Origin of the sequence: Hydrogenophaga sp. (genome assembly GCF_041913525.1) — a bacterium.
In the GTDB taxonomy this organism is placed as follows: Bacteria; Pseudomonadota; Gammaproteobacteria; order Burkholderiales; family Burkholderiaceae_C; genus Hydrogenophaga.
On record NZ_JAYSFD010000001.1, the window covers coordinates 96359 to 111034 of the forward strand.

Annotated in this window: 13 protein-coding genes; 6 read left to right on the forward strand and 7 right to left on the reverse strand. The window is 67.5% G+C overall.

Translation table 11 applies throughout. From position 1 onward, the window contains the following. From pepN to ACE3RQ_RS00470, 3 genes are all read right to left on the reverse strand, one after another. The gene (gene pepN, locus ACE3RQ_RS00460; RefSeq protein WP_374518814.1) at positions 1-2676 is read right to left on the reverse strand and encodes an aminopeptidase N; all 2676 of its coding nucleotides are present in this window, start codon (positions 2674-2676) and stop codon (positions 1-3) included. A 3-nt stretch (positions 2677-2679) separates the two neighbouring features. Next, positions 2680-3784, reverse strand: a protein-coding gene (prfB, locus tag ACE3RQ_RS00465; protein ID WP_374518816.1) for a peptide chain release factor 2 whose coding sequence is annotated in 2 segments (ribosomal slippage) — positions 2680-3702 and positions 3704-3784 — 1104 coding nt in all. Because the reading frame shifts where the segments join, the coding sequence is not laid out codon by codon here. 73 nt (positions 3785-3857) lie between these two features. Then, positions 3858-4772, reverse strand: a complete 915-nt coding sequence (locus ACE3RQ_RS00470) for an alpha/beta fold hydrolase (protein WP_374518818.1) — start codon at positions 4770-4772, stop codon at positions 3858-3860. Positions 4773-4806: 34 nt separating this feature from the next. Here ACE3RQ_RS00470 and ACE3RQ_RS00475 point away from each other — a divergent pair, with 34 nt between their 5' ends. Then, positions 4807-6528 carry an acyl-CoA synthetase gene (locus tag ACE3RQ_RS00475; protein WP_374518820.1) on the forward strand — a complete coding sequence of 574 codons (1722 nt, stop codon included), beginning with the start codon at positions 4807-4809 and terminating at the stop codon, positions 6526-6528. Positions 6529-6591: 63 nt separating this feature from the next. On the opposite strand, the gene ACE3RQ_RS00480 is transcribed toward ACE3RQ_RS00475, so the two are convergent. After that, complete coding sequence (locus tag ACE3RQ_RS00480; RefSeq protein WP_374518822.1) at positions 6592-7266, reverse strand: OmpA family protein; 675 nt, start codon at positions 7264-7266, stop codon at positions 6592-6594. A 126-nt stretch (positions 7267-7392) separates the two neighbouring features. On the opposite strand from ACE3RQ_RS00480, the gene ACE3RQ_RS00485 reads away from it, so the two are divergent. Genes ACE3RQ_RS00485 through ACE3RQ_RS00500 form a run of 4 tightly spaced genes read left to right on the forward strand, consistent with a single transcriptional unit; the run spans position 7393 to position 9979 of the window. Continuing rightward, on the forward strand, positions 7393-8445 hold the full coding sequence (locus ACE3RQ_RS00485; protein WP_374518824.1) for an aldo/keto reductase: 1053 nt from the start codon (positions 7393-7395) through the stop codon (positions 8443-8445). A 27-nt stretch (positions 8446-8472) separates the two neighbouring features. Further along, positions 8473-8964: an aminoacyl-tRNA deacylase gene (locus ACE3RQ_RS00490; protein WP_374518826.1), complete on the forward strand. Its 492-nt coding sequence runs from the start codon at positions 8473-8475 to the stop codon at positions 8962-8964. A 32-nt stretch (positions 8965-8996) separates the two neighbouring features. Continuing rightward, positions 8997-9626, forward strand: coding sequence for a glycerol-3-phosphate 1-O-acyltransferase PlsY (plsY, locus tag ACE3RQ_RS00495; protein WP_374518828.1), 630 nt, complete (start codon positions 8997-8999; stop codon positions 9624-9626). Then, positions 9623-9979, forward strand: coding sequence for a RidA family protein (locus ACE3RQ_RS00500; RefSeq protein WP_374518830.1), 357 nt, complete (start codon positions 9623-9625; stop codon positions 9977-9979). The genes plsY and ACE3RQ_RS00500 overlap by 4 nt, the downstream gene beginning before the upstream one ends. A gap of 22 nt (positions 9980-10001) precedes the next feature. Here the strand turns inward: ACE3RQ_RS00500 and ACE3RQ_RS00505 are convergent, their stop codons facing one another. Next, positions 10002-10643 (reverse strand): TIGR02281 family clan AA aspartic protease, encoded by a 642-nt coding sequence (locus ACE3RQ_RS00505; protein WP_374518832.1) that lies wholly within the window; start codon positions 10641-10643, stop codon positions 10002-10004. Positions 10644-10651: 8 nt separating this feature from the next. Beyond that, on the reverse strand, positions 10652-11137 hold the full coding sequence (locus tag ACE3RQ_RS00510; RefSeq protein ID WP_374518834.1) for a YajQ family cyclic di-GMP-binding protein: 486 nt from the start codon (positions 11135-11137) through the stop codon (positions 10652-10654). A gap of 83 nt (positions 11138-11220) precedes the next feature. Here ACE3RQ_RS00510 and murB point away from each other — a divergent pair, with 83 nt between their 5' ends. After that, positions 11221-12273: a UDP-N-acetylmuramate dehydrogenase gene (gene murB, locus ACE3RQ_RS00515; protein WP_374518836.1), complete on the forward strand. Its 1053-nt coding sequence runs from the start codon at positions 11221-11223 to the stop codon at positions 12271-12273. A 64-nt stretch (positions 12274-12337) separates the two neighbouring features. On the opposite strand, the gene ACE3RQ_RS00520 is transcribed toward murB, so the two are convergent. Continuing rightward, positions 12338-14620, reverse strand: a complete 2283-nt coding sequence (locus ACE3RQ_RS00520; protein ID WP_374518838.1) for an NADP-dependent malic enzyme — start codon at positions 14618-14620, stop codon at positions 12338-12340. Positions 14621-14676: the final 56 nt, after the last annotated feature.

A 14676-nucleotide genomic window follows, 5' to 3' on the forward strand; every position in this document is an offset into this window, starting at 1 on the left:
TTATTCGTCGGCCAGCGCGCGGGTGACGACCTCGCGCACGTCGTTGCTCAGATCGGTTTGGGCGGCCACGCGGGCGATGGCTTCGCGCGCGGCGCTGCGGTAGGGCTCGGCGAGCTTTTTCCAGCGGTCAAGCGCGCGGGCCAGGCGGGCGGCCACTTGCGGGTTGAAGCGGTCGATTTCCAGCACGCGCTCACGCCAGAACACGTAGCCCGCCGCGTCGGCGCGGTGGAAGGCACCGGGGTTGGCGTTGCAGTAGCTGAAGATCACGCTGCGCGCGCGGTTGGGGTTGCGCAACTGGAAGTCGGGGTGGGCCATGAGCTGGCGCACCAGGGGCAGCACGTTGCCGCCGTGGTCGGGGGCGGCGGCTTGCAGTGCGAACCACTTGTCGATCACCAGCGCCTCGTGCTGGAAGAGCGTGTGGAAGCGGTCCAGTGCCTCGCGGGCCAGCGCGTGGCCGCTCACCACCAGGGCCGACAGCGCGTTGAAGCGGTCGGTCATGTTGTGGGCATCCTTGAAGCGCTGGTAGGTCTTGCCGGGCCACACCGGGTCGTGGCGGGTGCGCGCGGCGATGCACAACATGCCCAGGGCCATGCCGGTGAGGGCGCGGCGGCCGGCGCTCACCGGGTCGGGCCGGTAGGCGCCGCTGTCGGCGTGGGCTTCAAAGGCCCACACCCAGTCGTCATGCAGGGCCTCGGCCAGTTGCGCGCGCATGGCCTCGCGCACGGCGTGGATGCGCTGCGGGTCCACCACCGGCAATTGCTCGGCCATGTAGGTTTCGCTGGGCAGGGTGAGCACCAGTTCCTTGAAGGCGGCGTCCAGCGTGTCGTGGCGCAGCACGGCGCGCAGGGCCTCGATGGCGGCGGCGTCCAGCGGCGCGGGGTTCACCGGGCCGCTGTCTTGAATGGCGGCCAGGGCACGGCGCAGCGTGAGGCGCTGGCCGGCTTCCCAGCGATTGAAGGGGTCGGTGTCGTGCGCCAGCAGGGACAGAAGCTGGGCATCGGTGTAATCGAAATCGAGCACCACCGGGGCCGAGAAGCCGCGCAGCAGCGAGGGCACCGGCTCGGCATCGATGTTCTCGAAGGTGAGGGTCTCGCTGGCCTCGGCCAGCACGTGGCGGGCCTGGGCCGGGTCAATCGCGATTTCGCGGCCTTGTGCGTCCAGCAGGCCCAGCGCCATGGGAATGACGAAGGGCTGTTTGGCGGGCTGGCCGGGCGTGGGTGCGCAGCTTTGGCTCAGGGTGAGGGTGTAGCGGCGCTGGGCGGCGTCGAAGTGGCCTTCGGCGCGCACGCGCGGCGTGCCGGCCTGGCTGTACCAGCGCTTGAACTGGGGCAGGCGGCGCGCCAGTTCGCTGTCGGGGTTGGCGTCGGCGATGGCCTGGGCGAAGTCGTCGCAGGTGACGGCCTGGCCGTCGTGGCGCTCGAAGTACCGCTTCATGCCGCGCGCGAAGCCCTCGCGGCCCACCAGGTTGTGCTGCATGCGCACCACCTCGGCGCCTTTTTCGTAGATGGTGACGGTGTAGAAGTTGTTGATCTCGACGTAGCTGTCGGGCCGCACCGGGTGGGCCATGGGGCCGGCGTCTTCGGGGAACTGCGCGGTGCGCAGCACGCGCACGTCTTCGATGCGCTTGACCGCGCGCGCCGAGGGCTCGGCGCACAGGTCCATGCTGAACTCCTGGTCGCGGAAGACGGTGAGGCCTTCTTTGAGCGAGAGCTGGAACCAGTCGCGGCAAGTGACGCGATTGCCCGACCAGTTGTGGAAGTACTCGTGGCCCACCACCGATTCGATGTTGGCGAAATCGGTGTCGGTGGCCGTGGCGCTGTTGGCCAGCACGTACTTCGTGTTGAATATGTTCAGGCCTTTGTTCTCCATGGCGCCCATGTTGAAGTCGCTGGTGGCGACGATCATGAAGCGCTCCAGGTCGAGCGGCAGGCCGAAGCGGGCCTCGTCCCACACCACGCTGGCGATGAGCGAGTTCATGGCGTGTTCGGTCTTGTCCATGTCGCCGGGGCGCACATAGACCTGCAGCAGGTGTTCATTGCCGCTGCGCGAGACGATGCGCTGCTCGCGCGCCACCAGGTTGCCGGCTACCAGGGCGAACAGGTAGCTGGGTTTCTTGTGCGGATCGACCCACTTGGCGAAGTGGCGGCCCGCGTCCAGTTCGCCTTGCTCCACCAGGTTGCCGTTGGACAGCAGCACCGGGTAGCGGGCCTTGTCGGCGCGCAGCGTCACGGTGTAGCTGGCCATCACGTCGGGCCGGTCAAGGAAATAGGTGATGCGGCGAAAGCCCTCGGCCTCGCACTGCGTGAAGAAGGTGCCCTGGCTCACGTACAGGCCCATGAGCTGCGAGTTCTTCTCCGGCATGCAGGTGGTGAAGATCTCCAGGTCGAAGCCTTGCTCGCCCTCGGGCAGGTTGTCCAGCACCAACTGGCCGTCGTCCATCTTGAACGAGCAGCCGGCACCGTTGACCAGCACGCGGGCGAGGTTCAGGTCTTCGCCGTCAAGCCGCAGGGGCTGGGCGGGCACTTGCGCGTTGCGGCGCAGGTGCATCTTGTTGAGCACGCGGGTCTTGGCCGGGTCAAGGTCGAAGGTGAGTTCGACGGTGTCGATCCAGTAGGCCGGGGGCGCGTAGTCTTCGCGGCGAACCACCGTGGTGGGGCCTTCACGCAGTGAGCTCATGGGTCAGACCCCTTGTTTGAGAGAGGCTTCGATGAAGGGATCGAGATCGCCGTCCAGCACCTTCTGGGTGTTGGAGATCTCGACGTTGGTGCGCAGGTCTTTGATGCGGCTCTGGTCCAGCACGTACGAGCGGATCTGGTGGCCCCAGCCCACGTCGGTCTTGGTGTCTTCCAGCTTCTGCTGCTCTTCCATGCGCTTGCGCATTTCGTGGTCGTACAGGCGCGAGCGCAGGCGCTGCCAGGCCAGGTCGCGGTTGCTGTGCTGGCTGCGGCTGTCCTGGCACTGCACCACGATGCCGGTGGGCATGTGCGTCAGGCGCACGGCCGAGTCGGTCTTGTTGATGTGCTGGCCACCGGCGCCGCTGGCGCGGTAGGTGTCCACGCGCACGTCGGCCGGGTTGATGTTGATCTCCACCGAGTCGTCGATCTCGGGGTAGACGAACACCGAGGCGAACGAGGTGTGGCGCCCGCCCGAGCTGTCAAACGGGCTCTTGCGCACCAGGCGGTGCACGCCGGTTTCGGTGCGCAGCAGGCCGAAGGCGTACTCGCCTTCGATCTTGATGGTGGCGCCCTTGATGCCGGCGGTGTCGCCGGCGGTTTCGTCTTCCACCGTGGTCTTGAAGCCCTTGCGTTCGGCGTACTTCAGGTACTGGCGCAGCAGCATGCTGGCCCAGTCGCAGGCCTCGGTGCCGCCCGCGCCGGCCTGGATGTCCAGGAAGCAGTTCAGCGGGTCGGCCGGGTTGTTGAACATGCGGCGGAATTCGAGCTTCTCGACGTCGGCGCGCAGGGCCGAGGCTTCGGTCTCGATGGTGATGAGGCCGGCTTCGTCGTCTTCGGCGGCCGACATCTCGTACAGCTCGGTGTTGTCGGCCAGCTCGCTGGTCAGGCGGTCAAGCACCAGCACCACGTCTTCGAGCGATTTTTTCTCTTTGCCCAGCTCCTGGGCGCGCTTGGGGTTGTCCCAGACGGTCGGGTCCTCGAGAGCGGACTCGACTTCCTTCAACTTCGATGCCTTGGCATCGTAGTCAAAGATACCTCCGAAGTTCGACCACGCGGGTGGTCAGGTCTTCAAGCTGGCTTCGGATGGCGTTGCTGCGTTCGGCTTCCATGTCGTTCTGTTCCTGGCGATTCACAAAACGCGGATTTTCTCATGCAAGCCCGCCAGCCGTGCCCCTTCGGGCCTCAGGCCTGAGCCAGAAAGTCTTCCATCAGCCGGGCCAGGGCCTCGGGCTGGTCGTGGTGCAGCATGTGCCCGGCGTCGTTTACCGTGGCGCGCTCCAGATGGGGCACGCGGTCCATGCGCTGGTGAAACTCCTCCAGCGTGTACTTGCCCTTCCACCATTGGCCCAGGCTGTCGTCGCTGGCCACCACCACCAGGCTGGGGGCTTCGATGCGCTGCAGCACCTCCAGGGTTTCGTCCACGCGGAACAAGATGGGATTGATCACCTTGTGGGCGGCGTCGCCCCGAATGCGCCAGCGCCCGGTGCCATCGGGTTCGGCCCATTGGCGGGCCAGCCAGTCGGCCTTGTGCTCGTCCAGGCGCGGGTTGGTCTTGCGCAGGCGGCGCGAGACGCCTTGGGGGCTGTCGTAGTCTTTCAGGTCAGACTCGCCCCGGCGCAGCGCGGCGATTTCGTCCAGCCACTGGGCCAGCCGCCCCGGTGCCTGCGAGGCCCGGCTCTGCGGCATGCCGAAGCCTTCCAGGTTCACCAGTCGGCGCACGCGCTGTGGCCGCACCCCGGCGTACTGGGTGGCGATGTGGCCGCCCATGCTGTGGCCCACCAGGTCCACGGGCCGGGTGCCGGCCACGTGGTCGAGCAGGGCGTCCAGGTCGGCCAGGTAGTCAGGGAACCAGTAGCTGTCCACCGGCGGTCCCTCGGGGCGGGTCAGGCCGAAGCCGCGCCAGTCGGGGGCCACGATCCAGCGGTCTTCGCGCAAGGCGTCCACCACAAATTGCCAAGAGGCCGCCACGTCCATCCAGCCGTGCACCAGCACCAGGGGAGGGCGCGCTGGATCGGGTAAACCCCAGACGCGCAGGTGATAGTTCCACCCTCGCAGGCTCAGAAACTCGCTGCGGGATTCGCGTTTCACTTGGTACATTCAAATCATCATAAGGATGAGCCTGGAGACAATGATGGCGCGCAGTCAAGGCCGAGACACGCCCCTGGACCTTCACGAAAACCTGAGCCAGCACTTTCGCTGGCTCGTCCCCCCCAGCTTCAACATGGCCGAGGTCTGCTCACGCCGCTGGGCCGCCGATCCGGCTACCGCGCACGCCACGGCCATCATCGCCAGCGCCCCGGGCCAGCCCGAGCGCCACCACAGCTATGTCGAGTTGCAGGCCAGCGCCAACCGCCTGTCACGCGCGCTGCGCGCCCTGGGGGTGCAACGAGGTGACCGCGTGGCCATCGTGCTGCCGCAGCGCTTCGAGACGGCAGTGGCCTACATGGCGGTCATGCAGCTCGGCGCGGTGGGCATGCCGCTGTCGCAGCTCTTCGGTCCCGAGGCCCTGCAGTTCCGCCTGCAAGACAGCGAAGCCGTGGTCGCCATTGCCGACGCCAGCACCCTGGGCGCCGTGCGCGGCGTGGTCGGCGAGTGCCCCGACCTGCGCCACCTGATCGCGGTGGACGACCCGGGCCTACCCGACGTGCTCGACTGGTCGCCTTTGCTCGCCGCCCAGGCGCCGACTTTCGAGCTGGTGCCCACCCGGGCCAACGACCCGGCCGTGCTCATCTACACCAGCGGCACCACCGGCAACCCCAAAGGCGCGCTCATTCCGCACCGCGCGCTCATTGGCAACCTCACCGGCTTCGTGTGCAGCCAGAACTGGTTCGGCTTTGACCCCTTCGACGCCTCGGTGCGCTCGCTGGCGGTGTTCTGGTCACCGGCGGACTGGGCCTGGACGGGTGGCCTCATGGACGCGCTGCTGCCCACGCTGTACTTCGGTCGCCCCATCGTGGCCTTCAATGGCCGCTTCTCGCCCCAGGCCGCGTTCGAACTGATGGAACGCCACGGCGTGACCCATACCTTTCTGTTTCCCACCGCGCTCAAGGCCATGATGAAGGCCTACCCCGAGCCGCGTCGCCACTTCCGCCTGGGCCTGCAGGCCATCATGAGCGCGGGCGAGGCGGTGGGCGACGCGGTGTTTGCTTACTGCCAGCAGCAACTCGGCGTGACGGTGAACGAAATGTTCGGGCAGACCGAGATCAACTACATCGTGGGCAACTGCGCTCGCCTGTACCCGGCCCGCCCGGGCAGCATGGGCAAGGGCTACCCCGGTCACCGTGTGTCGGTGATCGACGACGAAGGCCAGGAATGCCCGGTGGGTGTGCCCGGCGAGGTGGCGGTGCACCGGCTCGATCGGCATGGCGACCCCGACCCGGTGTTCTTTCTGGGCTACTGGAAAAACGAGCGCGCCACCCAGGCCAAGTACAGCGGTGACCCGGCCAATAGCTGGTGCCGCACGGGCGACCTGGCCGTGCGCGACGCCGACGGCTACCTCTGGTACCAGGGCCGGGCCGATGACGTGTTCAAGGCCGCGGGTTACCGCATCGGGCCCAGCGAGATCGAGAACTGCCTGGTCAAGCACCCGGCCGTGGCCAATGCCGCCGTGGTGCCCAAGCCCGACGCCGAGCGCGGCGCGGTGGTGAAGGCCTACGTGGTGCTGGCCGCTGGCCACGCGGGCGATGAGGGATTGGTGGCCTCGCTGCAGGCCCACGTGAAGGGCCAGTTGGCGCCTTACGAGTACCCCAAGGAAATCGAGTTCATCGACGCCCTGCCCATGACCACCACCGGCAAGGTGCAGCGCCGCGTGCTGCGCCTGCAGGAAGAAGAGCGTGCCCGCCAGCGCGCCTGAATCGCACCGCGCTGGCGAAAAAAAGCCCGGCCAAGGCCGGGCTTTTTCGTGGGGGTGGCGCGCTTACTTGGCCGCCGGCTCGGCCACGTAGATTTCCACGCGGCGGTTGGCGGCGCGCCCGGCGGGGGTGCTGTTGTCGGCGATGGGTTCTCGCGAGCCACGGCCATCGGTGGTGAAGCGAGCGGCCGACACGCCGCGCGCCACCAGGTAGTCGCGCGTGGCGTTGGCGCGGTCAACCGAGAGGGGGTTGTTGATGGCGTCGCTGCCAGTGTTGTCGGTGTGCCCAATGATGGTCACCTGCGTCACCGTGTTTTGCTGCAGCGTGCCGGCGAACTTGGTGAGCACGCCGCCCAGCGTGGGGCTGATGGTGGATCGGCCCGAGGCGAAACCCGCGTCGGCCGGTACGTCGAGCTTCAGGCGGTTGTCGGCGGTCTGGCTCACGCCAATGCCGGTGCCTTGCGTGGCCTGCTCCATGGCGGCCTTTTGTTCCTGCATCTTTTTCGACCAGATGTAGCCGCCCAGCGCGCCAGCGCCAGCGCCCAGCACAGCGCCTTGTGTGGCGCCCTTTGAGCCACCCGTGAGGCCGCCCAGCACCGCGCCCGCCACGGCGCCGATGCCTGCCCCCTTGGCGGTGTCGCTCTGGGTTTCGGTCATGTTCGCGCAGCCGCTCAAGACCATGGCGGCGGCTGCGGTGCACAGCGTGAGGCCGCGCAAGCCGCGGCAAATCCCTTGTTTCATGTTGTTCACTCCTCTGTGTGGGGAAGTTGATGCGGCCGCGACCCTTCGCACGGGCCGTCGCCACTAGACTTATACCCCTGCCAGCATGAAGTCTGGAAGACCCCGCTCAACTTTACAAACGCTTTCATGAAACACGTGACCCTGGGCGCGAGTGCGCTGAAGGTGCCGGCCATTTGCCTGGGCACCATGACCTTTGGCGAGCAGGTGGACGAGGCCACGGCCCACCGCATCCTGGACCGCTCAATCGAGCGGGGCGTGAACTTCCTGGACACGGCCGAGATGTACGCCGTGCCCGCCAAGGCCGAGACCTGCGGCGCCACCGAAACCATCATCGGCCGTTGGGTCGCCAGCCGCCCGGGCCTGCGCCAGAAAGTGGTGCTGGCCACCAAGGTGGCCGGCCCCTCGCGCGGCATGCCCTGGATTCGCGGCGACCAGGGCGGGCTTACCAAGACCGAGATCCTCAACGCCTGCGAGGGCAGCCTGCGCCGCCTGCAAACCGAGGTGATCGACCTCTACCAGATCCACTGGCCCGCGCGCAACGTGCCCGCCTTTGGCCAGCTCTATTTCGACCCCAGCAAAGACAAGGCCTGCGCGTCCATCCACGAGCAGCTTGAGGCCATGGCCGTGCTGGTGAAGGCCGGCAAGGTGCGCGCCATTGGCCTGAGCAATGAGTCGCCCTACGGCGTGCACGAGTTCGTGCGCCTGGCCGAGCAATATGGCCTGCCGCGCGTGGCCACGGTGCAGAACCCGTACTCGCTGGTGAACCGCTCACACGAGAACGGCCTGGACGAAACCTGCCACCGTCTGGGCGTGGGCCTGCTGGCCTATTCGCCGCTGGCTTTCGGCCTGCTCACCGGCAAGTACGACGACACCGGCCTGGTGGGGCAGCAGGGTCGCCTGGCCATTTACGAGAGCATGCGCAAGCAGCGCTGGGGCCGGCCCGAGGCGCTGGCGGTGGCGCGCCAGTACAACGCGCTGGCGCGCGAGCATGGCCTCACGCCCACACAACTGGCCTTGGCCTTCTGCTACCAGAACTGGCGCGTGGCCAGCACCATCATTGGCGTGACTACGCAAGCCCAGCTCGACGAGTGCCTGGACGCCTGGGACGTGACGCTCACGCCCGAGTTGCTGGCCGCCATTGACCGCCTGCGCTGGCAGCACCGCGACCCAGCCCAGTGAAAAGGATCAACCCTGCCGCGGTTCTGCATGTCGAAAAAAGTCCACGTCAGCGAAACTCCCGCCACCGCCTGGCTCAAGGCGCACGGCGTGGCGTTCACCGAGCACCCGTATGAGTACCTGGAGCACGGCGGCGCGCAACACAGCGCGCAGGTGCTGGGCTTCGACCCGTTTGCCGTGGTCAAGACCCTGATCATGCAAGACGAGGCCGCCAAGCCCCTGGCCATCCTCATGCACGGCAACCGCACGGTTTCCACCAAGAACCTGGCGCGCCAGATCGGCGCCAAGTCGGTGGAGCCCTGCAAGCCCGAGGTGGCCAACCGCCACAGCGGCTACCTGGTGGGCGGCACCTCGCCCTTCGGGCTGAAGCGGGCCATGCCGGTGTACGTCGAGTCCACCGTGCTCGATTTGCCCAAGATCTGGATCAACGGCGGGCGTCGCGGCTTTCTGGTGGGCATCGACCCCGCCGTGCTCAGTGGCCCGCTGGGGGCCCGGCCGGTGCAGTGCGCGCTGGCAGAATAGGCGCCCTTAGAAAAACCCCCGAGGAGAGGCTGTTGCAGACCCTGACCCCCGTGCTGGCCACCGTGGCCGCCTACCTGATCGGATCGCTGTCGTTCGCCGTGCTGGTGAGCCGGCTCATGGGCCTGTCCGACCCGCGCACCTATGGCAGCAAGAACCCCGGCGCCACCAACGTGCTGCGCTCGGGCAACAAGAAGGCCGCGTTGGTCACCCTGCTGCTCGACGCCTTGAAAGGCTGGCTGCCCGTGGTGGCGGTGAAGGTGTGGGGCTCGGCCCATGGCCTGGGCGATGGCACGGTGGCCCTGGTGGGCCTGGCCGCTTTCCTGGGCCACCTGTACCCGGTGTTCTTTCGCTTCCAGGGGGGCAAGGGCGTGGCCACGGCGGCCGGCGTGATCTTCGCATTCAACCCCTGGCTGGGCCTGGCTTCGCTGCTCACCTGGGTGATCGTGGCCTTCTTTTTCCGCTACTCGTCGCTGGCCTCCATCGTCACGGCGGTGTTTGCCCCCGCCTTTTTCCTGCTGGGTGCCGACGTGGCCTGGGACGCCCCCGGCGTTCAGGTGTTGAGCCTGGCGGTGATGGGCGTGCTGCTGGTGTGGCGCCACGCCGAGAACATCAACCGCTTGATTGCTGGCAAAGAAAGCCGGCTGGGGAGCAAAAAGGCATGAGCCGAGACATTGGCCGCGTGGGCATGGCCGCCCGCTACAGCGAGGCGTCAATCTTCAATGGCGTGGTCTACCTCGCCGGCATGGTGCCCGAGCGCGGTGACACCGACATCCGTGGCCAGACCGAAGACGTGCTGGCCCAGGTGGAGCAGCGCCTGCTGGAGTGCGGCAGCGACAAGTCGCGCATTCTGCGTGCGCAGATTTACCTGACCGACATCCGCGAGATTGGCGCCATGAACGAGGTGTGGGACGCCTGGGTGGTGCCCGGCGCTGCGCCGCCCCGCGCCACGGTGCAGGCCCCGCTGGCCAACCCGGCCTACCGCATCGAGATCGTCGTGACCGCTGCGCAGGCCTGAGGCCGCACGGCGGTGCAGTGGCTCAGTAGCGCCGCTCCAACGTGAGCTGGTCGTTCTGCCGCTTCATCTGGAAGCGGCTCAAAAAGCTGTTGCCCAGCAGCACAAAGGGCATGGGCTGGGGCAGCACCACGGCGGGCACGCTGTACACGGTGGCCTCGCCCACGCGCACCGAATCGAGCCGCACGCCATAGCCCGTGACCGCGCCGTTGGCCGTGGTCACGCGCAGGCGCTGGCCGGCCTGGTAGTTCAGGCCGATGCGCTTGGCCTCGGCCTCGGCCATGACAACCTGGGTGGCGCCGGTGTCCACCAGAAACTGCACGCTGCGGCCATTGATCTGCCCAGTGGGCGTGAAATGCCCTTGGCCGTCGGCGGTGAGCACCACGCTGGCCGAGCCCTGCGTGGCCAGTGCCGCGCCCAGGCTCACGGGGGCATCGCCCACGCGCAAGGTCTGGCGCTGGCCCTTCACCTCGATCACGGCGCTGTCGCCGCTGGCGCTGAGCAGGCGCACATCGCCCACGCTCTGGCCCGGGCTCAGGAAACGCGGGGCGCCACCGTCGATCACCAGCAACGCGCGGTTGCCCGACAAACCGCTGAGCGCCACCTGCTGCGCCTGCGCACTTCCGCACAGGGCCAAGGCCAGTAGCAGCGCGGCGCGGGCGAGCATGGACGGGCTCAGTCGCGGAAGTTGTTGAAAGACAGGGGCAGGTCTTTCATCTCGGCGCGGATGATGGCCATGGCGGCCTGCAGGTCGTCGCGCTTGGCGCCGGAGACCCGCACCTTCTCTTCTTGCAACGCGGCCTGCACCTTGAGCTTGCTTTCCTTGATGGCCTTCTGGATCTTCTTGCCGTCTTCGCTGGCAATGCCGTTGCGCACCTTGGCCACCTGCTTGACCTTGTCACCGCCGATCTTCTCGACCTTGCCCATGTCGAGGAAGCGCACGTCCACGTTGCGCTTGGTCAGCTTGTTGCGCAGGATGTCCTCGACCTGCTGAAGCTGGAAATCGGCGTCGCCGAACAAGGTGATGTCCTTGTCCTTGAGCTCAATGCCGGCGCTGGTGCCCTTGAAGTCAAAGCGGGTGCCGATTTCCTTGGCCGTGTTCTCCACGGCGTTTTTCACTTCCACAAGGTCGGCTTCGAGAACGGTGTCAAAAGAAGGCATAGCGGTCAGCAAATGAGGTTCATGGGGAGGACGTCGATGGTCCGAATGCCGGCCACGCGCGGGGCCGGTGAGACAATCGCCGGATGATAGTTGAGAAGCAGGTGCCGCTGCAGGCACACAACAGCTTCGGCATCGTGGCCCGCGCGCAGCACCTGGCGCGGGTTCGCAGCGAGGCCGACATCGCCGCCCTGCGGGCCTCGCCCGCCTGGGCCGCCCTCACGCAAGACATGCCGCCTTTTGTGCTGGGGGGCGGCAGCAACCTGGTGATCACGGGGGATGTGAAGCCGCTGGTGATCAAGGTCGAGATTCCCGGGCGCCGCCTGCTGGAAGATTCGCCGCGCGGCTGGCTGGTCGAAGCTGGCGCGGGCGAGAACTGGCACGCCTTTGTGCAATGGACACTGGAGCAGGGCTGGCCTGGCCTGGAGAACATGGCGCTCATCCCCGGCACGGTGGGCGCCTCGCCGGTGCAGAACATCGGCGCTTACGGGGTGGAGCTGCAAGACCGCTTCCATTCGCTGGACGCCATTGACCTCAGCACAGGTGCCAGCTTCACGCTGGACGCCGCGCAGTGCGGCTTTGGTTACCGCGACTCGGTGTTCAAGCACGCGCCGGCGGATGGCCGTGGCCTGGGGCTGGCGGGCCGGGCGCTCATCACCCGGGTGCGCTTCTGGCTGCCCAAGCCCTGGAAGCCGGTGCTGGGCTACGCCGACCTGGAGCGCAAGATGGCCGAGACGGGCATCACCGAGCCGACGCCGCAGCAAATCTTTGACTGGGTGGTGGCCATTCGCCGCGCCAAGCTGCCCGACCCGGCCGTGATTGGCAACGCCGGCAGCTTTTTCAAAAACCCCACCGTCACGCCCGAGCAATGCGCCGACATCATCGCGCGCGAGCCCAAGGTGGTGCACTACCCCATGCCGGACGGCAGCATCAAGCTGGCGGCGGGCTGGCTGATCGATGCCTGCGGCTGGAAGGGCCGGGGCGTGGGCAACGCCGGCGTGTACGAGAAGCAGGCCCTGGTGCTGGTGAACCGCGGTGGCGCCACCGGCGGCGAGGTGGTGACGCTGGCCAAGGCCATCCAGACCAGCGTGTACGAGCGCTTCGGCATTCGGCTGGAGACCGAGCCGGTGGTGATCTGATCGCCGCCAACAGACGAAAAAAAGGACGCCTGCGTGGCGTCCTTTTTTGTGGGTGCTTGGGCCGTCAGGCCTTGGCCGCCGCGGCCAGGGCCGTGGTGTTGAGCACCCGGCGCACGGTGGCCGCCGGGGTGAGGATGTGCGCCGTGCCGGCCACGCCCATGAGGATCGGGCCCACGGTGACGCCACCGCTGGTGGTGGTCTTGAGCACGTTGTAGAGGATGTTGGCGGCGTCCAGGTTCGGGCAAACCAGCAGGTTGGCCGAGCCGGTGAGCGTGCTGTCGCTCAGGTAGGCGCTGCGGATCTCGGGTTGCAGCGCGGCGTCGCCGTGCAGCTCGCCGTCGCACTCGATCTCGGGGTGGGCGGCCACGAAGAGGTCACGCGCCAGCGCCATCTTGCGGGCCGAGGCGCGCTTGCTGGAGCCGTAGCTGGAGTGCGACAGGAAGGCCACCTTGGGCGGCAGGCCAAAACGCTGCACCTCTTGCGCGGCCATCCAGGCGATCTCGGCCAGCTCTTCGGCGCTGGGGTCTTCGTTCACGTAGGTGTCGGCCACGAACAGCGCGCCCCGGTCGGTCATGAGCGCGTTGACCGCAGCGTACTGGCGCGCATCGGCGCGGCGGCCCAGGATGCTGTCAATGCGTTCCAGGTGGGTCATGTAGTTGCCCACCAGGCCGCAGATCAGCGCATCGGCGTCGCCGAGCTTCACCATCAGCGAGCCGATGATGGTGTTGGAGCGGCGCACCGCGGCCTTGGCCACCTCGGGCGTGGCGCCATTGCGCTTCATGAGCTGGTGGTAGGCCTCCCAGTACTGGCGGAAGCGCGAATCTTCTTCGGGGTTGACGTTTTCCACGTCCACGCCCAGGCGCATGCGCAGGCCGGCCTTCTGGATGCGCGCGGCGATCACGGCCGGGCGGCCGATCAGGATGGGGCGCGCCAGGTTATCGTCAATGGCCATCTGCGCGGCACGCAGCGCGCGCTCGTCTTCACCGTCGGCGTAGGCCACGCGCTTGCTGGCGGGCGGCACGGCCTTGGCGGCGTTGAAGACGGGCTCCATCAGGATGCCGGTCTGGTACACGAAACGGCCCAGTTGCTGGCGGTACGCGTCCATGTCGGTGATGGGGCGGGTGGCCACGCCGGAGTCGGCGGCGGCCTGTGCCACGGCCGGCGCAATGCGCAGGATCAGGCGCGAATCGAAAGGCTTGGGAATGAGGTAGTCAGGCCCGAAGGTCAGGTCTTGGCCGGCGTAGGCGCTGGCCACTTCTTCGCTGGTCTCGCTCTTGACCAGGTCGGCGATCTGGCGCACGCAGGCCAGCTTCATCTCTTCGGTGATGCGGGTGGCGCCGCAGTCGAGCGCGCCGCGGAAGATGTAGGGGAAGCACAGGACGTTGTTGACCTGGTTCGGGTAGTCGCTGCGGCCGGTGGCGATGATGCAGTCCGGCCGCACGGCCTTGGCCAGCTCGGGGCGGATTTCCGGCTCGGGGTTGGCCAGCGCCAGGATGATGGGCTGGCGCGCCATGGTCTTCACCATCTCGGCGGTGAGCACGCCCGGTGCCGAGCAGCCCAGGAACACGTCGGCGCCGTTCACCGCATCGGCCAGGGTGCGCTTGTCGGTGTTCTGCGCGTAGCGGGCCTTGGATTCGTCCAGCGAGCCGGGGCGGCCCTGGTAGATCACGCCCTTGGAATCGCACACGAAGATGCGGTCGCGGCTCACGCCCAGGCCCACCATCACGTCCAGGCAGGCGATGGCGGCGGCACCGGCGCCCGACACGGCCACCGTCACCTCGCCGATGGCCTTGCCCACCAGTTCCAGGCCGTTGAGCAGGGCGGCGGCGCTGATGATGGCGGTGCCGTGCTGGTCGTCGTGGAACACCGGAATGCCCATGCGCTCACGCAGCTTCTTCTCGATGTAGAAGCACTCGGGGGCCTTGATGTCTTCCAGGTTGATGCCGCCCAGCGTGGGCTCCAGCGAGGCAATGATCTCGACCAGCTTGTCCGGGTCGCGCTCGGCCAGTTCGATGTCAAACACGTCGATGCCGGCGAACTTCTTGAACAGGCAACCCTTGCCTTCCATCACCGGCTTGCCGGCCAGCGGGCCGATGTCGCCCAGGCCCAGCACGGCGGTGCCGTTGGTGACCACGCCCACCAGGTTGGCGCGGCTGGTGTAGTCGGCGGCTTTGTTCGGGTCGGCCTGGATGGCCAGGCAGGGGTAGGCCACGCCGGGCGAGTAGGCCAGCGACAGGTCGCGCTGGTTGGACAGGGGTTTGGTCGGGGTGACCGAAATCTTGCCCTGGCGGGGGCTGCGGTGGTATTCGAGCGCGGCGTCGCGCAGGGCTTGTTCGGCGGGGGTCATTCGGTTCTCCGTTCAACACGGTTGCCCCAGGGCAACCAATCGGGACCAATTGTGCC